The following is an 18,948-nucleotide window of genomic DNA, read 5'->3' as shown; positions in this document are numbered from 1 at the left end:
CGGGCAGCGGGCAACCGCTGCCCTTCCCCCTGATTCTCGCGACGGATGCTGAACATGCAAAGGCTCCAGACAGTGCTGTTGCAGTGCGCCGGGTGGCTGCTCTACGTGAGCCTGCTCATGCTGATCGCCCTGGCCCTGCCCAGCGACATCTTCGACTCGCAGTCGAAGCACTTCATCTTCCTGGTCGGCGCTGTCGGCATCTGGCGCTATTCCATGGGCGCCACCCATTTCATCCGTGGCATGGTCTTCCTCTACGGCGTCTACCCGTACCTGCGCCGCAAGGTGCGCAAGCTGGGCAAGGCAGCCGACCCGTCCCACGTGTACCTGATGGTCACCAGCTTCCGCATCGACGCCCACACCACCGCGCAGGTCTACAGCTCGGTGATCCGCGAGGCGATCGATTGTGGCTACCCCACCACCGTGGTCTGCTCGCTGGTGGAGATGTCCGATGAGCTGCTGGTCAAGAGCCTGTGGGCCCGCTACAACCCGCCCGCCCACGTCAAGCTGGACTTCGTGCGCATCGCCGGTACCGGCAAGCGCGACGGCCTGGCCTTCGGCTTCCGCGCCATCTCGCGGATGATGCCCGACGAGCATGCGGTGGTCGCGGTGATCGACGGCGACACCGTGCTCGGCGAAGGCGTGGTCCGCAAGACCGTACCCTGGTTCAAGCTGTTCCCCAATGTCGGTGGCCTGACCACCAACGAATTCTGCGAAGTGCGCGGCGGCTACATCATGAGCGAGTGGCACAAGCTGCGCTTCGCCCAGCGCCACATCAACATGTGCTCGATGGCCTTGTCCAAGCGCGTGCTGACCATGACCGGGCGTATGTCGATGTTCCGCGCCAGCGTGGTGACCAACCCCGAGTTCATCGCCGACGTGGAAAGCGACTCGCTGTACCACTGGCGCCTGGGCCGCTTCAAGTTCCTTACCGGTGACGACAAGTCCAGCTGGTTCAGCCTCATGCGCCTGGGCTACGACACCTTCTACGTGCCGGACGCGGCGATCAACACGGTCGAGCACCCGCCGGAGAAGAGCTTCCTCAAGGCCAGCCGCAAGCTGATGTACCGCTGGTACGGCAACAACCTGCGACAGAACTCCCGCGCACTGGGCCTGGGCCTCAAGCGCCTGGGGCTGTTCACCAGCATCGTCCTGTTCGACCAGCGCGTGTCCATGTGGACCAGCCTGCTGGGCCTGACCGTGGCGGTGATCGCCAGCCTCAAGTTCGGCCTGGGCTTCCTGCTGGTGTACCTGCTGTGGATCGGCATCACCCGCCTGATCCTCACCATCATGCTGCTGTGCTCGGGCCACAACGTAGGGCCGGCCTACCCGCTGATCCTTTATTACAACCAGATCGTCGGCGCGATCATGAAGATCTACGTGTTCTTCCGCCTCGACAAACAGTCGTGGACCCGCCAGCCGACTGCGCTCAAGCGTGACCTCGCAAGTTTTCAACAATGGTTCAACACCTGGTCCTCGCGGACCATGACCTTCTCGGCGGCCAGCATCTTCGTCGCTGTGCTGTTCATGATCGTGTGAGCCCCCCGGAACGGAACTAACAGGAAAGAAATCGCCATGAATACCGCCGTGAACGCCAATGTCGTGCATGAGTCCGAAGCCCAGCGCCAGCATGTACGGGTACGCATCCCCGCCAAACTGCGCTACCTGGACCGCAACCGCGAGACGCACGATGTGAAGGTGGACGATCTCTCCGCCGGGGGCCTGTCCTTCCACACCAGTAAACCGTTGAATGTTGGTGACGTCCTGCGGGGCCGCCTGCAGTTCACGGTCGACAACCTGGGCCTGTCCATGGACGTCGAGTTCCAGGTCCGCTCCTACCAGAGCACCGGCCGCACCGGCGTGCAGTTCCAGAACCTGGAGCCGCGCGACGTGGCGACCCTGCGTCACATCATCACCACCTTCCTGTCCGGCGAGATGATCGACGTGGGCGGCGTGCTCAGCACCCTGCAGCGCGACAACTTCACCAAGGCGCGCAAGCAGAAGGACAACGGCTCGGGCCTGTCGGCCTTCGGCCGCCTGCGCGCGGTCACCGTCAGCCTCGGCGTGTTCGTGGTCGGCGTGGCCGCCTTCAGCTTCATCGCCAAGTCGCTGTATGGCATGTACTTCGTCAGCCACGCCGAGGCCGGTGTGGTCGCCGTGCCCACCACCAACGTCACCATGCCCCGCGACGGCACTGTGCAGAGCCTGGTGGAAAGTGGCGGCCAGGTGGTCAAGGGCGCGCCGCTGGCGAGCTTCAGCACCAGCATGCTGGACATGCTAAAGGGCCACCTGGACGACTCGCAGCTCGAGCCGGCCAAGGTCGAGGAGCTGTTCGGCAAGCAGCTTTCCGGCACCCTCACCAGCCCCTGCGATTGCTTAGTCTCGCGTCAACTGGTGAACGACGGCCAGTACGCCGCCAAAGGCCAGCCGATCTTCCAGCTGATCCCGCGTACCAGCAATCCGATGATCGAGGCGCGCTTCAGCTACCGCCAGTTCGACCAGGTCAAGCCCGGCACCCGCGTGCAGTTCCAGATCGCCGGCGAAGACGACGTGCGCACCGGCCAGATCGTCAGCAGCGCCAACCTCAACAGTGAAGACCTGGCCTCGGATATCCGCGTGCAGATCAAGCCCGACGGCGCCCTGCCTGCCGAACTGGCTGGCCGCCCTGCCTCCGTCAACGCCGACCGTGGCCCGTCGCTGGACTGGCTGATCGACAAGGCTGTGGCCCGCGGGCTGTAAGAGGATCGAACAATGATCTCTGAATCCAACACCATCCCTGTGAGAGCAGGCTTGCCCGCGAAGAGGTACGCCGGCGCTACGGTGTCGCTCATGCAATCGATTCGCGGGCAAGCCCGCTCCCACAGGGACCGTGCAGCCCTGGGACTGTGCGCCCTGGCCATAGCCCTGGCCGGCTGCTCCGGCCTGCCCGACCAGCGCCTGGCCAACGAAGCCATGAAGCGCGGCGATACCGCCCTGGCCGAGCGCAACTACAAGGCCTTGGCCGACCTGGGCTACAGCGATGCCCAGGTGGGCCTGGCCGATATCCAGGTCGCCACCCGCGACCCGGCCCAGCTCAAGCAGGCGGAGGCCACCTACCGCGCCGCTGCGGCCACTTCGCCGCGTGCCCAGGCCCGCCTCGGCCGCCTGCTGGTGGCCAAGCCCGACGCCACCCAGGCTGAGCGCCAGGAGGCCGAGACCCTGCTCAAGCTCGCGGCGCAACAAGGCGAGCGCAACACCCTGATCCCCCTGGCGATGCTCTACCTGCAGTACCCGCAGAGCTTCCCCAACGTCAACGCCCAGCAGCAGATCGACCGGTGGCGCGCCGCCGGTAACCCCGAGGCGGGTCTGGCCCAGGTACTGCTCTATCGCACCCAGGGCACCTACGACCAGCACCTGGGCGATGTGGAGAAGATCTGCAAGGCCGCGCTGAACACCACCGACATCTGCTACGTGGAACTGGCCACCGTCTACCAGAAGCGTGCCCAGCCCGACCAACAGGCCGCACTGATCCAGCAGCTCAAGGCCGCCTACGGCAGCGGTGCGGTACCGGCCACCCGGGTCGACAGCGTCGCCCGCGTCCTGGCCGACCGCAGCCTGGGCCAGACCGACGAGAAGACCGCCAAGGAACTGCTCGAACACGTGGCCCCGGCCAACCCGGCCTCCTGGGTGAGCCTGGCGCAGCTGGTGTACGACTTCCCCGAGCTCGGCGACAGCGACCAGCTGCTGGCCTACATCGACAAAGGCCGCGAGGCCGAACAGCCGCGCGCCGAACTGCTGCTGGGCCGCCTCTACTACGAAGGCAAGACCCTGCCGGCCGATGCCAAGAAGGCCGAGCAACACCTGCAGGCGGCCGCCGATGCCGGCGAGATCAGCGCCCACTACTACCTCGGCCAGCTATACCGTCGCGGCTACCTGGGCCACGTCGAGCCGCAGAAGGCCGTCGATCACCTGCTCAGCGCCGCCCGTGGTGGCCAGCTGAGCGCTGACTATGCCCTGGCCCAGCTGTTCAGCGAAGGCCGTGGCATCCGCCCGGCGCCGACCAACGCGTGGGTATTCGCCCAACTGGCCCAGGCCAACCCGACGCCCCAGTCGGCCGAGCTGCTGCAACAGCTCGAGCAGCAACTGACCCCCGAACAACGCAGCCAGGCCCAGCAACTGCTGGACCAGGAAAAGCAGGCACGCGGCAGCATGGCCCAGGTCGGCAACAGCACCCTGGCCCAGGAAGCCCTGCAAGACGAAGAAAAAGAAGTAGACGGTGAGGACTCGCTATGACGCTCAATCCATTCGTGAAAGCCGGCATTGGCCTGAGCTTCGCCCTGCTGTGGTCCTGCCCGACCCTGGCGGAAATGACAGCCGACAAGAACTTCGGCCTGGACATCAAGATCACCGGCCAGTCCGAGGACGACCGCGACCTGGGCACCCGCTCCGGCGGCGACGTCAACGGCCTGGGCCTTGACCTGCGCCCCTGGGTGTACGGCGAGCGTGGCAACTGGAGCGCCTTCGCCATGGGCCAGGCGGTGGCCGCCACCGACATCATCGAGACCGACACCCTGCGCCAGTCCGACGACGGCAGCACGGTGGACAACGCCGACGATGGCCGCAAGCCCGACAAGAGCTACCTGGCGATGCGTGAATTCTGGGTCGGCTACAGCGGCTTCACCCCGTACCCGGGCGAGCAACTGCGCTTCGGTCGCCAGCGCCTGCGCAGCGACGACGGCATGTGGCGCGACACCAACATCGAGGCGCTGAACTGGACCTTCGACACCACCCTGCTCAAGGCCGACCTGGGCGTAGCCCAGCGCTTCAGCGAATACCGCACCGACCTCACCGAGCTCGCCCCCGAGGACAAGGACCGCACCCACGTCTACGGTAACGTCGCCACCCAATGGACGCCGGGGCACTGGGTTGGCGTGCGTGCCCACCACACCCACGACAGCGGCAGCCTGAAAGACCCGGGCGAAACCGTCGATGCGCTGGACAAGACTCGCACCGGCGATCTTACCTGGCTGGGCCTGGAAGCCAACAGCGACGCCTACAACTGGCGCAACGACCATACCGTCAACTACTGGGGCAGCGTCACCTGGCTGACCGGCGATCGCGACACCCTCAGCAGCCAGACCGTGGGCAACGAGCAGGTCGCCACCGGCAAGCAGAGCGGTGACGTCAATGCCTGGGCCACCGACCTGGGCGTGCGCCTGCGCCTGAATCCCAACTGGCAGGTCGGTGCGGCCTATGCCCGCGGCAGCGGCGGTGGCGGCAGCGACGGCTCGAGCAACTACGAGCAGACCGGCCTCGAGAGCAACCGCTCCAACTACACCGGCACCCGCTCGCGCGTACACCGCTTCGGCGAAGCCTTCCGTGGCGAGCTGGGCAACCTGCAGGCAGCCACCCTGTTCGCCTCCTGGCAGTTGCGCGACGACTACGACGCCAGCTTCATCTACCACAAGTTCTGGCGCGTCGATGACCAGCAGAACATCGGCTCCAGCGGCATCAACGCCGTGGTCGAGGACAACGGCGTGAACCGTCCGCTGATCAACGGCGAGAAGGACCTGGGCCAGGAGATGGACGTGGTGGTCACCAAGTACTTCAAGCAGGGCCTGCTGCCGGCTTCGCTGAGCCAGTCGATCGACGAGCCGTCGGCCCTGGTGCGCCTGCGTGCTGGCGTGTTCAAGCCGGGCGACGCCTACGGCAGCGAGACCGACTCCTACATGCACCGCGCCTTCGTCGACGTGATCTGGCGCTACTGAGGCCCGGGAGAGGACACTCATGAACCTTCACCCGAATTTCCGCCACGGCCTGCTGGCCAGTGCCCTGCTGCTGGCCAGCAGTGGCCTGGCCCTGGCCGAGCCGGCCAAGCCGGTGGTCAAGGAGTTGCAGCAGGCCAAGACCTACACGGTCTCCACTGCACCGGTCGAGCCGTTGCACATGGACCCGCCCAAGCTGCCCGACCTCACCGGCTATACCGCTGAAGCGGTACAGAAGAAGCTCGATCGCAGCCGCAAGGGCAAGGTCAGCGTGCGCCGCATGCTCCAGGAGGAGTCGCTCAAGGAATTCATCGGCGGCGACAACAAGGGCGCCGAATGGGTTCGACGCCAGCACGGCATCCCCCAGGCGATCTTCGTCGATGACGGGCATGTCGATCTGGTACAACTGAGCAAGCAGGTGCCCAAGCAGTACCTGCGCGAGACCGAACCGGGGGTGTACCTGGCGCGTCTGCCGATCGTGGTCGGCCGCAACGGCGTGCTGGAAATCAACGGCAAGGTCAAGGAACTGCGCCTGTCCCAGGACGGCGGTTCGTTCATCGTCAACGACGGCAAGCTGTTCGTCACCGACACCAAGGTCACCGGCTGGCGCGAGCAGGCCAACGGCCCGGCCACCTTCCGCAAGCCGGACGAGTTCCGCCCGTTCCTGCTGTCCTGGGGCGGTACCGAGACCTACATCGTCAACACCAAGATGGCCAGCTTCGGCTACGCCAAGAGTAAGTCGTACGGGGTGAGTATCTCCCAGTACACGCCGAACATGGCCAAGCGCATGGGCCGCCCGGAACCCACCGGCTGGATCATCGGCTCGGAGTTCAGCGACATGTGGTACGGCTTCTACTGCTACGAGACCCAGGACTTCGTGGTCAAGGACAACACCTACCGCGACAACATTGTCTATGGCATCGACCCCCACGACCGCTCGCACCGCCTGATCATCGCCGGCAACACCGTGTACGGCACCAAGAAGAAGCACGGGATCATCATTTCCCGTGAGGTCAACGACAGCTGGATCATCAACAACAAGAGCTACGACAACAAACTCTCCGGTGTGGTCCTGGACCGTAACAGCGTCAACAACCTGGTCGCCTACAACGAGATCTACCGCAACCACACCGACGGCATCACCCTGTACGAGAGCGGCGACAACCTGATCTGGGGCAACAAGCTGATCAACAACCGCCGCCACGGTATCCGCGTGCGTAACAGCGTGAACATCCGCCTGTACGAGAACGTCGCCATGGCCAACGGCCTGGTCGGTGTGTACGGGCACATCAAGGACCTTTCCGACACCGACCGCGACATCGCCCTCGATCCGTTCGATACCAAGGTCTCGCTGATCGTCGTCGGTGGCGAACTGGCGGCCAACGGCTCCGGCCCGCTGTCTATCGACTCGCCGCTGTCGGTGGAGCTGTACAAGGTCTCCATGCTGGCGCCACGCAAGGCCAGCGGCATCAGCCTCAACGGCGTGCTGGGCGAGCGCCAGGACGAAATCCTCGACCTGCTGGTGCGCCAGCAGAAGGCTGTGCTGATCGACCCGGTCGAACGCCAGGCCGAAATGATCGACTAAGGAAGCCCAGACCATGACCCCACACCTGATGAAACTGCTCGGCCTGTCCGCCGCCCTCCTGGCCATCAGCCAGGGCGTGCGCGCCGCCGATGTGCAGGCCCCGAGCTTCACCGCCGAGCCTTGCTGCCAGCTGTGCCCCGAAGCCCACGACGCCAGCCGCTACGTGACCCGCTACCAGCAGAACTTCACCACCCTGGTCCAGGCCCAGGGCGACTGGCTGTTCCGTACCCGCGAAGACCTGCGCACCGAGTTCAGCACCACCCCGGCCGGCTACAAACGCCTGCAGCAGGTCCACGATGCCTTCAAGAAACGCGGCATCGAACTGGTGCTGGTGTACCAGCCGACCCGTGGCCTGGTGAACCGCAACATGCTCAACCCGGCCGAGAAAGCCGCCTTCGACTACCAGAAGGCCCTAGGCAACTACCGCGCCATGCTCCAACGCTTCGCCAAGATGGGCTACAACGTGCCCGACCTGTCGCCGCTGACCAACGAGCAACTGGCCGCGGCCGACCAGGGCAAGGACTTCTACTTCCGCGGCGACCAGCACTGGACGCCGTACGGCGCCGAGCGCGCGGCCAAGATCGTGGCCGACACCGTGCATGACATGCCGGCCTTCGAAGGCATCCCGCGCAAGGAATTCGAGACCCACAAGTCCGGGCGCATGGGCAAGACCGGCACCCTGCACAACGTCGCCGGCCAGCTGTGCGGCACCAGCTACGCGGTGCAGTACATGGACCAGTTCGCCACCGAGCCCAAGGGTGGTGCGAGCGGTGGTGACGACCTGTTCGGCGACTCGGGCAACGCCCAGATCACCCTGGTCGGCACCAGCCACAGTGGCAAGAACTACAACTTCTCCGGTTTCCTGCAGCAGTACATCGGTGCCGACGTGCTCAACGTCGCCTTCCCCGGCGGCGGCCTGGAAGGCTCGATGATCCAGTACCTGGGCAGCGAGGAGTTCCGCAAGAACCCACCCAAGATCCTGATCTGGGAGTTCTCCCCGCTCTACCGCCTGGACCAGGAAACCATCTGGCGCCAGATCCTCGCCCTGCTCGACGACGGCTGTGACGGCCGCCCTGCGCAGATGAGCGCCAGCGCCACCCTCAAGCCCGGCAAGAACGAGCTGATGGTCAATGGCAAGAACGGCGTGATCAAGGACCTGATCAACCGCAACCTGCAGATGGACATCAAGTTCGAAGACCCCTCGGTCAAGGTGCTGCAGGCCACCCTCTGGTACCTCAACGGTCGCCACGAGGACATCAAGATTGAAAAACCGGAGACCTCCGACACCGATGGCCGCTTCGTCTTCCAAATGCGCGAGGACGAGGACTGGGCTGACCAGAACCTGCTCGCCCTCGAAGTCCAGGGGCCGGAAAACGGTACCCAGAAGGTCGAGGCCAAGCTGTGCAAACGCAACAACTTCGCCGGTCATGCGCAGAACACCGCGCAGGCTGGCCAGTGAGGCGACCATGACTCCATTGCGCAAGATCACCGCTCCCGCCCTGCTCGCCCTGGCCCTGTTCGGCCCGGCGGCGCAGGCCGGCGGCCTGGTGCCCCCACAGGGGTACTACGCCGGGATCGAAAAGTTCAAGACCAAGGACGGCAACTTCCGCTGCGAACCCGCGCCCAGGCCCTACACAGGCGCCTTGCAGTTTCGCAGCAAATACGAAGGCTCCGACAAGGCCCGGGCGACGTTCAATGCCGCCTCCGACAAGGCCTTCCGCGAGTCCACCGAGGACATCACCACACTCGAACGTGGCGTGAGCAAGATGGTCGGCCAGTACATGCGCGACGGCCGCCCGGCGCAGCTGGACTGCACCCTGACCTGGCTCGGTACCTGGGCCCGGGCCGGGGCGCTGGAGTCCACCGACTACAACCACACCGGCAAGTCCATGCGCAAATGGGCGCTGGGCAGCATGAGCGGTTCATGGCTGCGCCTGAAGTTCTCCAACTCCCAGCCGCTGGCCGCGCATCAGGCCGAGGCCGAGCTGATCGAGAAATGGCTGGCGCGCCTGGCCGAACAGACCGTGCGCGACTGGAGCGACCTGCCGCTGGAGAAGATCAACAACCACAGCTACTGGGCAGCCTGGGCGGTCATGGCCACCGCCGTGGCCACCGACCGGCGCGACCTGTTCGACTGGGCGGTGAAGGAATACAAGGTCGGCGCCAACCAGGTCGATGAGCAGGGCTTCTTGCCCAACGAGCTCAAGCGCAAGCAGCGCGCCCTGGCCTACCACAACTATGCCCTGCCGCCGCTGGCGATGATCGCAAGCTTCGCCCAGGCCAACGGCGTGGACCTGCGCGGCGAGAACAACAACGCCTTGCAACGCCTGGGCCAGAAAGTGCTCTACGGCGCCCGCGACCCGAGCGCGTTCAAGCAGCGCAACGGCGAGAAGCAGGACATGAAGGACCTGAAGGTCGACAGCAAGTACGCCTGGCTCGAACCCTGGTGCAGCTTGTACCCGTGCAGCGGCGACACCCTCAAGCGCAAGCGCGGCATGCAGCCGTTCAACAACTTCCGCCTGGGTGGCGACCTGACGCGGGTCTACGACCCGAGCGCGGAATCGAAGAAATGACGAAACCCTGTGGGAGCGGGCTTGTCCCGCGATAGCGCCAGACCAGGCAGCACTGGATAAACCTGCTGACGCTATCGCGGGTCAAGCCCGCTCCCACAGGGACCTAGGTATCCCCCTCTTCAGGGTGGGGGGTTTGGGGGGCCTTTGCCCCGGTTGATGTGAACGACAAGGAGAACCCGGATGGTCTTTTCGTCCAACGTGTTCCTGTTCCTGTTCCTGCCGATATTCCTCGGCCTGTACTACTTGAGCGGGCAACGCTATCGCAACCTGCTGCTGCTGATCGCCAGCTATATCTTCTATGCCTGGTGGCGGGTGGATTTCCTTGCCCTGTTCGCCGGCGTCACGCTGTGGAACTACTGGATCGGCCTGAGAGTCGGCGCCGCCGGTGTGCGCACCAAGCCGGCACAGCGCTGGCTGCTGTTGGGCGTGGGCGTCGACCTGGCGATCCTCGGCTATTTCAAGTACGCCAACTTCGGCGTCGACAGCCTCAACGCGATCATCACCTCGTTCGGCATGCAGCCGTTCATCCTCACCCATGTGCTGCTGCCGATCGGTATCTCGTTCTACATCTTCGAGTCGATCAGCTACATCATCGACGTGTACCGCGGCGACACCCCGGCCACGCGCAACCTGATCGACTTCGCGGCCTTCGTGGCGATCTTCCCGCACCTGATCGCCGGCCCTGTGCTGCGCTTCAAGGACCTGGTCGACCAGTTCAACAACCGCACCCACACCCTGGACAAGTTCTCCGAAGGCTGCACCCGCTTCATGCAGGGCTTCATCAAGAAAGTGTTCATCGCCGACACCCTGGCAGTGGTGGCCGACCATTGCTTCGCCTTGCAGAACCCCACCACCGGCGATGCCTGGCTCGGCGCGCTGGCCTACACCGCGCAGCTGTACTTCGACTTCTCCGGCTACAGCGACATGGCCATCGGCCTGGGCCTGATGATGGGCTTCCGCTTCATGGAGAACTTCAAGCAGCCGTACATCAGCCAGTCGATCACCGAGTTCTGGCGGCGTTGGCACATCAGCCTGTCCACCTGGCTGCGCGACTACCTGTACATCACCCTGGGCGGTAACCGCAAAGGCACCTTCAACACCTACCGCAACCTGTTCCTGACCATGCTGCTCGGTGGCCTTTGGCACGGCGCCAACTTCACCTACATCATCTGGGGCGCCTGGCACGGCACCTGGCTCGCCATCGAGCGCGCCCTGGGCCTGGACACCAACCCGCAGCGCTTCAACCCGGTCAAGTGGGCCGTCACCTTCCTGCTGGTGGTGATCGGCTGGGTGATCTTCCGCGCCGAGAACCTGCACGTGGCCGGCCGTATGTACGGCGCCATGTTCAGCTTCGGCGACTGGCAGCTGTCGGAGCTCAACCGCGCCCAGCTCACCGGCCTTCAAGTCGCGACCCTGGTGGTGGCCTACATCACCCTGGCGGTGTTCGGCCTGCGCGACTTCTACCGCAACGCCAAGCCCACGCCCAAGGCGACCCCGGTGCAGATCAACGCCGACGGCTCCATCGGCCTGGACTGGACTCGCGTCATGACCCGCGCCCTGGTCCTGCTGCTGTTCGTCGCCTCGGTGCTCAAGCTCTCGGCACAGAGCTACTCACCGTTCCTCTACTTCCAGTTCTGAGGCCTAAATCATGAACCGGACACTACGCATCACCTATTCGCTGTCGTTCCTGGGCTTGCTGACCGGGCTCGGTGCCTGGTCGGTGGGTGGCCTGGAGAGCTTCAACCGTACCGAGCAGATGACCCTGCTCAACGGCAAGCTGGCCAAGGCCGCCGAGACCCACTACGACGAGCAGTTCCCGATCAAGCGCATCGGCACCAACCTGTGGGCAGCCCTGGACTTCAAGTTGTTCAACGAAGGCCGCCCGGGCGTGGTGCTGGGGCGCGACCAGTGGCTGTTCACCGACGAGGAGTTCAAGCCCACCGCCGGCGCCGAGCAACTGATGCAGGAGAACCTGGCACTGATCCGCGGCGTGCGCGACACCCTGCAGCGCCACGGCACCCAGTTGGTACTGGCGATCGTCCCGGCCAAGGCACGGGTGTATTCGGAGTACCTGGGCAAGGCCCTGCCGGCCAGCCTGCACAGCGACCTGTACAACCAGTTCCACGCCCAGGCCCGCCAGGCCGGTGTGTTCGCCCCGGACCTGATGGCCCCGCTGGAGCAGGCCAAGGCCCGTGGCCAGGTATTCCTGCGCACCGACACCCACTGGACGCCCCTGGGCGCCGAAGTCGCGGCCCAGGCCCTGGCCGAGGCGGTATCGCGCCAGAACCTGCTCAATGGCGACCCGCAGCCGTTCATCACCGAGGCCGGTGGCACCAGCCCGTACAAAGGCGACCTGACCAACTTCCTGCCGCTCGACCCGCTGTTCAGCAACCTGTTGCCGAGCCCGGACAACCTGCAGCAACGCACCACCCGGCCGGCCGAAGCTGCGGGTGAATCAGGCGATGCCCTGTTCGCCGACACCCAGATCCCGGTGGCGCTGGTGGGCACCAGCTACAGCGCCAACCCGCACTGGAACTTCCTTGGCGCCCTGCAGCAGGCATTGCGCAGCGACGTGGCCAACTACGCCGAAGACGGCCATGGCCCGCTGCTGCCGATGCTCAAGTACCTGCAGAGCGACGCCTTCAAGGACAACGCCCCGCAAGTGGTGGTGTGGGAATTCCCGGAACGTTATCTGCCAATGAAGAACGACCTCAGCGCATTCGATCCGCAGTGGATCGCGCAGCTGAAGAACACCCGCAAGACCGAAGAAAACCTGGCCCTGTCGTCCAATCGGACGGTTCACTGAAGAGGACATGCACATGACCAACAAACCTTCCTTCGCCAAAGCGTTCACCCTCGCGGCAGGCCTGTCCCTGCTCTCCCTGCAGGCCCTCGCCGGCGCCGATGCCGCGCTGTATGGCCCGAGCGCGCCGAAGGGCTCGACCTTCGTTCGCCTGTACAACGCTTCCAGCGCCCCGACCGCCGCATCGGTTGGCAACACCCAGATCAAGCAGGTCGGCGCCCAGGCCAGCAGCGACTTCAGCTTCCTGCCAGGCGGTGACTACACCGCCCAGGTCGGCGGCAAGAGCGTCCCGGTCAAGCTGGCCGCGGACAAGTACTACACCCTGGTCAACAACGCCAGCGGCACCCCGCAGCTGATCGAGGAGCCACCGTTCAAGAACAAGCAGAAGGCCCTGGTGCGGGTACAGAACCTCACCGACCAGTCGCTGACCCTCAAGACTGCCGACGGCAAGACCGAAGTGGTCAAGACGGTCGCCGCCAACGGCCGCGGCGAGCGCGAGATCAACCCGGTCAAAGTCAACCTGGCCCTGTACGAAGGCGACAAGAAGGTGAGCGACCTCAAGCCTGTCGCCCTCGAGCGCGGCGAAGCGGCGGTGCTCTATGTCACCGGTTCCGGCAGCAGCCTGTCGCCGGTCTGGGTCACCCGCCCAGTTGCCAGCAACTGATCCAAGCCCCTATCGACCTTTTGGAGAAAACATCATGATTCCGGTAATTCTTTCTGGTGGTAGCGGTTCGCGTCTGTGGCCTCTGTCGCGCAAGCAGTTCCCCAAGCAGTTCCTGGCCCTGACCGGTGAACACACCCTGTTCCAGCAGACCCTCCAGCGCCTGGTGTTCGAAGGCATGGATGCACCCATCGTGGTCTGCAACAAGGACCACAAGTTCATCGTCCAGGAGCAGTTGGCCGGCCTGAACCTCCAGACCCAGGGCCTGCTGATGGAACCCTTCGGCCGCAACACCGCCCCGGCGGTGGCCATGACCGCGATGAAGCTGGTCAACGAAGGCCGTGACGAGCTGATGCTGGTACTGCCGGCCGACCATGTGATCGAGGACCAGAAGGCCCTGCAGCGGGCCCTGGCCCTGGCCACCGTGGCCGCCGAGCGCGGCGAGATGGTGCTGTTCGGCGTGCCGGCGACCAAGCCCGAGACCGGCTATGGCTACATCCGCTCCAGCCAGGACGCGCTGCTGCCCGAAGGCGTGGCGCGCGTGGCGCAGTTCGTCGAGAAGCCCGACGAGAAGCGTGCCAACGAGTTCGTCCGTGCCGGTGGCTACTTCTGGAACAGCGGCATGTTCCTGTTCCGCGCCAGCCGCTTCCTCGAAGAGCTGAAGAAGCATGACCCGGACATCTATGACACCTGCCTGCTGGCCCTGGAGCGCAGCGAGGAAGACGGCGACGCCCTGAGCATCGATGCCGCCACTTTCGCCTGCTGCCCGGACAATTCCATCGACTACGCGGTGATGGAGAAGACCCAGCGTGCCTGCGTGGTGCCGCTGTCGGCCGGCTGGAGCGACGTGGGTTGCTGGTCGTCGCTGTGGGAAGTGCACGACAAGGACGCCGACGGCAACGTCACCAAGGGCGACGTGGTGGTGCAGGACAGCCGCAACTGCATGATCCATGGCAATGGCAAGCTGGTGTCGGTGATCGGCCTGGAGAACATCGTCGTGGTCGAGACCAAGGACGCCATGATGATCGCCCACAAGGACAAGGTCCAAGGCGTCAAGCAGCTGGTCAACACCCTCGACCAGCAGGGCCGCAGCGAAACCCAGAATCACCTGGAAGTGTACCGCCCGTGGGGCTCGTACGACTCGGTGGACATGGGCGGCCGCTTCCAGGTCAAGCACATCACCGTCAAGCCGGGCGCGAGCCTGTCGCTGCAGATGCACCACCACCGCGCCGAGCACTGGATCGTGGTATCGGGTACGGCCGAGGTGACCTGCGACGAGAACGTGTTCCTGCTCACCGAGAACCAGTCGACCTACATCCCCATCGCGTCGATCCACCGCCTGCGCAACCCAGGCAAGATCCCGCTGGAGATCATCGAAGTGCAGTCCGGCAGCTACCTGGGCGAGGACGACATCGAGCGCTTCGAAGATGTCTACGGGCGTACTTCCACGCCCATGGAACGCGGGGTTTCGGTGAAGACCATCGCGCAGTGAAGCAAGACCCTGGGGCCGCACTGCGGCCCTTTCGCGGCACAAGGCCGCTCCTACGGAATGCGGAAGATGTAGGAGCGGCCTTGTGCCGCGAAAGGAGGGCAAAGCCCTCCCGCTTTTGAGCCCTCCCCGTTTTCCAGCTAGGATGACCTGACCCGCTGCAACAAGGTCTACCTCGCGATGCTCATCGGCGCCCTGCTCATCCTCACCTGGCTGGTATTGCTGCTGCGCTACCCGGCCAAGGCCCTGCCAATTTCCCTGGCTGCCGTGCTCGGTCTGGGGCTGGTGGCGCTGTGGGTGGTCTGGCAAGACACCCGCGAAGCCTCGCAACTGGCTCGCCTGGACCTGCGCCTGACCTACGCCCCCGACCAGTGCCCCGCCGACCGAGCCTTGCAGGTGCGCATGAAGAACGGCAACGATGTTCCCCTGACCGAACTACGCTGGCGCGTCGCCGCCTATACCCCAGGCGATACCGTCAACCTGGCCGAGAATACCTACAACGCCCCACGTTATCGTGGCCCTGGCGAGCTGCAGCCCGGTGCCACCTGGACCGACTGCCTGCCCCTGCCACCGCTGCGCTCCGGGTATCGCCCGCAGACGCTGGAGTTCCGGGCCGAGCATCTGCAAGGTACGTTCGCCAATTGATCCGCCGCCATTGATGACAGGCCTTCCCCATGCCCACCGTTCTGATCACCGGTTGTTCCAGCGGCATCGGCCGCGCACTGGCCGAAGCCTTCCGCGACGCCGGCCACGAAGTCTGGGCCACCGCCCGCAAACCCGAAGATGTCGAACAACTGGCCGCCGCCGGCTTCGCGGCCCGGCAGCTGGACGTGAACGACGCCGAGGCCCTGGCACGCCTGGCTGAGGAGCTGGAAGATCGCCACGGCAGCCTGGATATCCTGGTCAACAATGCCGGCTATGGCGCCATGGGCCCTTTGCTCGACGGTGGTGTCGAAGCCATGCGCCAGCAGTTCGAAACCAACGTCTTCGCCGTGGTCGGCGTGACCGGCGCGCTGTTCCCGCTGTTACGCCGCGCCCGGGGCCTGGTGGTGAACATCGGGAGCGTTTCGGGCGTGCTGGTCACTCCGTTCGCCGGTGCCTATTGCGCCTCCAAGGCAGCCGTGAACGCGCTCAGCGATGCCCTGCGCCTGGAGCTGGCGCCGTTCGGCATCCGAGTGATGGAGGTGCAGCCAGGCGCCATCGCGTCGCAATTCGCCAGCAATGCCCAGCGCCAGGCGGATGAAGTGCTGGCCGCGGATTCCCCGTGGTGGCCGTTGCGCGAACATGTCCAGGCTCGGGCGCGGGCTTCGCAGGACAGGCCGACACCCGCTGCGGTGTTCGCCCAAGGGGTGCTGGCGGCGACCGGCAAGACGCCGACGCCCGCGCTGGTGCGCCTGGGCAATGGCAGCACGGCGCTGCCGCTGCTGGCCCGGCTGGTGCCGCGGCGGTTGCTGGACAAGGTGTTGCGCAAGCGGTTCGGATTGCTGCGCCCTCTGTGATATTTTCAGGGGCGCTTTGCGCCCCTTTCGCGGCAGCTCCCACGCGAACCTGTAGGAGCGGGCTTGTCCCGCGATAGGGCCGCGCAGCGGCCCCCTACACCGGCTCGTCGAACGCCTGCCACCCACCGCCCAACGCCTTGTACAGCCCCACCAATGCCTGGGACACGGCCGCCGAACTGTCGATCCACTGTTCTTCGCTGGCCAGCAACGCCCCCTGCACGCTCAATACGTTGAGGAAATCCACTGCCCCTTCCACGTACTGGCGCTGCGCGGTCTCCAGGGCGATGCGGTTCTGCTTCACCGCCTCGGCCAAATGGTCGCGACGCAACTGGCTGGCGTTGTACAAGCGCAGCACATCGTCGATCTCGTGCCACGCCCCCAGCACCACCTTGCGGTAGTTCAACGCCGCCTCCTGTTGCTGGGCCTCGCGCAGTTCGAGCGTGCCCTTCAAGCGCCCACCTTCGAAGATCGGTAACGACAGCTGCGGCCCGAAGGCGAAACGCCGCGCATCCCAGGCGCCGAAATCGGACAGCTGCATGGCCTGGAAGCCGACACTGCCCGACAACCGGATGCTGGGGTAGAAATCGGCCTTGGCCACGCCGATGCTGGCGGTGGCCGCATGCAGGCGCGCCTCGGCCTGGCGGATGTCCGGGCGACGCTCGGCCAGCTCCGAAGGCAAGCCTATGGCGAACGACTGGCGCGGCGCGGGCAGCTCGCCAGCGGCCAGCAACTGGCCTTGCAGGCTGCGCGGCGGCTCGGCAGCGAGCAGGCTCAGGGCGTTGATCAGGTCGTCGCGCCGGGCTTCGAGCGTGGGCAGGCGGGCCTCGATCGACGCCACTTGGGCGCTGGCCTGTGCCACGTCCAGACGCGTGGCGACGCCTTCGGCCTGTCGGTCCTGGGAAAGCTCGAGGCTATGCCGGGCGACCTTGAGGTTGTCGTGGGTGATCTGCAAGGTGTGTTGCACCGCACGCAGCTGGATATAGTCACCAGCCGTTTCGGCCAGCAACGCCAGCAGCACGCCACGACGATCGTTCTCCGCCACTTCCACCGTGGCATCGGCGGCCTCCACCTGCCGGCGCACCCGTCCCCAGAGGTCCAGCTCCCAGCCTGCCACCAGGTCGCCCTGCCACAGATTGAAGGCCGACTTGCCCGCCTTGCCGGACGGGTCGTTCAGGCCTTCGGCACTATTGCGCGCACGGCTGTAGCCAGCATTCATGTCCACCGAGGGCACCTCGTCGGCGGCCACGGAACTGCGCAAGGCGCGGCTCTGCAGCAGGCGCGCGCTGGCCATCTGCAGGTCGAGATTGCGCTCGGCTACGCGCTGGATCAGCGCGCTCAGCGCGGCATCGTGGAAGCTGTCCCACCAGCGCAGCTCCAGAGGGTCGGCAGTGGGCTGGCTGGCGGCGGCCTCGCCCTGTACCGGAGACCATACCTGTGGCGCCTGGCTGGCGGGGCGCTGGAAGTCCGGGCCCAGGGTGCAGCCGGCCAACAGCACCGCCAGCAACAAGGGGCTCAAGCGGAATGCAGGCTTCATCGCGCGCTCACCTCTTTGCCTTCGAGCGTGTCGCCGTGGGTGTCGATGGTCGCGACCACCGACATGCCCACCCGCAGGCGTTCGAGCAGCGGCTGGCCGTCATCGAAGACGATCTTCACCGGGATGCGCTGGACCACCTTGGTGAAGTTGCCGGTGGCGTTGTCCGGCTTCACCGCGGCGAAGGTCACGCCGGTGGCTGGGGCAATGCTCTGGACATGACCATGCAGTGTTTCGCCGGAGAAGGTATCGACACTGATGCTCACCGGCTGGCCGGGTTGCACGTGGGTCAGCTGGGTTTCCTGGAAGTTGCCGACCACATAGGCCTGTTGCAGCGGCACCACCGACAGCAGGCGCGCACCCGGGTTGACGTAGGCACCCACGCGTAGGGCGCGCTCGCCGACCATGCCGTCCACCGGGGCGGTGATCTGGGTGTAGGAAAGGTCCAGCTGGGCTTTCTCCAGCCCTGCCTCGGCACGCTTGAGCTGGCCGTCGGCGCTGGCCACCTGGGCGCTGAGGATATCCACCTGCTTGCGCGTGGCCACCAGCGCCGCCTGGGCGTCGGCCAGGCGTGCACGGGCCTGGTCGACCCGGCTACGTGCCTGCTGGGCGTTCTGCACGGTGCCGGCGCCCTGCTCGGCCAGGCGGCTGTAGCGCTTGACCTCATGTTCGGCGAAGGCCATCTCGGCCTGCGCCGCCTTCACCGCAGCCTCGGCCTGGGCGATCAGCGAGCCCTGACGCTCCAGGGTGGCGCGAGCATCGGCACTCTGCGCCTTGGCCACCAGCAGTTGGGCCTGGGCGGCATCCAGGGCGGCCTGGTAGTCACGGGCATCGATGGTCGCCAGCAACTGCCCGGCCTTGACCTGCTGGTTGTCCTCGACCAGCACTTGCTTGATGAAACCGGCGACCTTGGGCGCGACCACGGTGTAGTCGGCGGTCACGTAGGCGTCGTTGGTGCGCTGCTCGTGGTCGCTGCCCAGCATCCAGGGCATCACCAGAGCAGCGAGCACGGCCACGGCCAGTGCCGAGCCGATCACGAGGGTCTTGCGGTTGTTCGTCATTTCAA

General features: G+C 65.5%; 15 protein-coding genes. 13 read left to right on the top strand and 2 right to left on the bottom strand.

The features are described from left to right. Positions 1 to 54: 54 nt before the first annotated feature. The 13 genes from alg8 to K8374_RS03850 all read left to right on the top strand — a co-directional run bounded on the left by alg8 (position 55) and on the right by K8374_RS03850 (position 16,351). Entirely contained in the window at positions 55 to 1,536 is a 1,482-nt protein-coding gene (gene alg8, locus K8374_RS03910) for a mannuronan synthase (protein WP_224458002.1), read from the top strand. Positions 1,537 to 1,572: 36 nt separating this feature from the next. Beyond that, the gene (locus K8374_RS03905) at positions 1,573 to 2,736 is read left to right on the top strand and encodes an alginate biosynthesis protein Alg44 (RefSeq protein ID WP_224458001.1); all 1,164 of its coding nucleotides are present in this window, start codon (positions 1,573 to 1,575) and stop codon (positions 2,734 to 2,736) included. A gap of 90 nt (positions 2,737 to 2,826) precedes the next feature. Next, positions 2,827 to 4,269 carry an alginate biosynthesis TPR repeat lipoprotein AlgK gene (gene algK / locus K8374_RS03900; RefSeq protein ID WP_224458000.1) on the top strand — a complete coding sequence of 481 codons (1,443 nt, stop codon included), beginning with the start codon at positions 2,827 to 2,829 and terminating at the stop codon, positions 4,267 to 4,269. Next, entirely contained in the window at positions 4,266 to 5,744 is a 1,479-nt protein-coding gene (locus tag K8374_RS03895; RefSeq protein ID WP_084857168.1) for an alginate export family protein, read from the top strand. Before algK ends, K8374_RS03895 begins: the two co-directional genes overlap by 4 nt. Before the next feature lie 19 nt (positions 5,745 to 5,763). Then, entirely contained in the window at positions 5,764 to 7,326 is a 1,563-nt protein-coding gene (gene algG / locus K8374_RS03890) for a mannuronan 5-epimerase AlgG (RefSeq protein WP_224457999.1), read from the top strand. 13 nt (positions 7,327 to 7,339) lie between these two features. Then, positions 7,340 to 8,785 carry an alginate O-acetyltransferase gene (locus K8374_RS03885; RefSeq protein WP_084857164.1) on the top strand — a complete coding sequence of 482 codons (1,446 nt, stop codon included), beginning with the start codon at positions 7,340 to 7,342 and terminating at the stop codon, positions 8,783 to 8,785. A 7-nt stretch (positions 8,786 to 8,792) separates the two neighbouring features. Then, a complete protein-coding gene (locus tag K8374_RS03880) occupies positions 8,793 to 9,899 on the top strand; it encodes a mannuronate-specific alginate lyase (RefSeq protein ID WP_224457998.1) in 1,107 nt (368 codons plus the stop codon). A 180-nt stretch (positions 9,900 to 10,079) separates the two neighbouring features. Further along, the gene (locus K8374_RS03875; protein WP_224457997.1) at positions 10,080 to 11,537 is read left to right on the top strand and encodes an MBOAT family O-acyltransferase; all 1,458 of its coding nucleotides are present in this window, start codon (positions 10,080 to 10,082) and stop codon (positions 11,535 to 11,537) included. Between the two features lie 10 nt (positions 11,538 to 11,547). Continuing rightward, positions 11,548 to 12,705: an alginate O-acetyltransferase gene (locus tag K8374_RS03870; protein WP_224457996.1), complete on the top strand. Its 1,158-nt coding sequence runs from the start codon at positions 11,548 to 11,550 to the stop codon at positions 12,703 to 12,705. A 7-nt stretch (positions 12,706 to 12,712) separates the two neighbouring features. Beyond that, positions 12,713 to 13,366, top strand: a complete 654-nt coding sequence (locus K8374_RS03865) for an alginate O-acetyltransferase AlgF (RefSeq protein WP_411969595.1) — start codon at positions 12,713 to 12,715, stop codon at positions 13,364 to 13,366. 34 nt (positions 13,367 to 13,400) lie between these two features. Next, positions 13,401 to 14,855 (top strand): mannose-1-phosphate guanylyltransferase/mannose-6-phosphate isomerase, encoded by a 1,455-nt coding sequence (locus K8374_RS03860; protein WP_224457994.1) that lies wholly within the window; start codon positions 13,401 to 13,403, stop codon positions 14,853 to 14,855. 177 nt (positions 14,856 to 15,032) lie between these two features. Continuing rightward, positions 15,033 to 15,497 (top strand): multidrug transporter, encoded by a 465-nt coding sequence (locus tag K8374_RS03855; protein ID WP_224457993.1) that lies wholly within the window; start codon positions 15,033 to 15,035, stop codon positions 15,495 to 15,497. A 29-nt stretch (positions 15,498 to 15,526) separates the two neighbouring features. Beyond that, positions 15,527 to 16,351, top strand: coding sequence for an SDR family oxidoreductase (locus K8374_RS03850; RefSeq protein WP_224457992.1), 825 nt, complete (start codon positions 15,527 to 15,529; stop codon positions 16,349 to 16,351). A gap of 94 nt (positions 16,352 to 16,445) precedes the next feature. Here the strand turns inward: K8374_RS03850 and K8374_RS03845 are convergent, their stop codons facing one another. Further along, a complete protein-coding gene (locus K8374_RS03845) occupies positions 16,446 to 17,885 on the bottom strand; it encodes an efflux transporter outer membrane subunit (protein WP_224457991.1) in 1,440 nt (479 codons plus the stop codon). Then, the gene (locus K8374_RS03840) at positions 17,882 to 18,943 is read right to left on the bottom strand and encodes an HlyD family secretion protein (protein ID WP_224459265.1); all 1,062 of its coding nucleotides are present in this window, start codon (positions 18,941 to 18,943) and stop codon (positions 17,882 to 17,884) included. The genes K8374_RS03845 and K8374_RS03840 overlap by 4 nt, the downstream gene beginning before the upstream one ends. Between the last annotated feature and the right edge of the window lie 5 nt (positions 18,944 to 18,948).

It is taken from the genome of Pseudomonas sp. p1(2021b) (genome assembly GCF_020151015.1).
Lineage (GTDB): Bacteria > Pseudomonadota > Gammaproteobacteria > Pseudomonadales > Pseudomonadaceae > Aquipseudomonas > Aquipseudomonas putida_K.
Note: the sequence above shows the minus strand (reverse complement) of the source record. Positions and strands in the feature narration are given on the sequence as shown.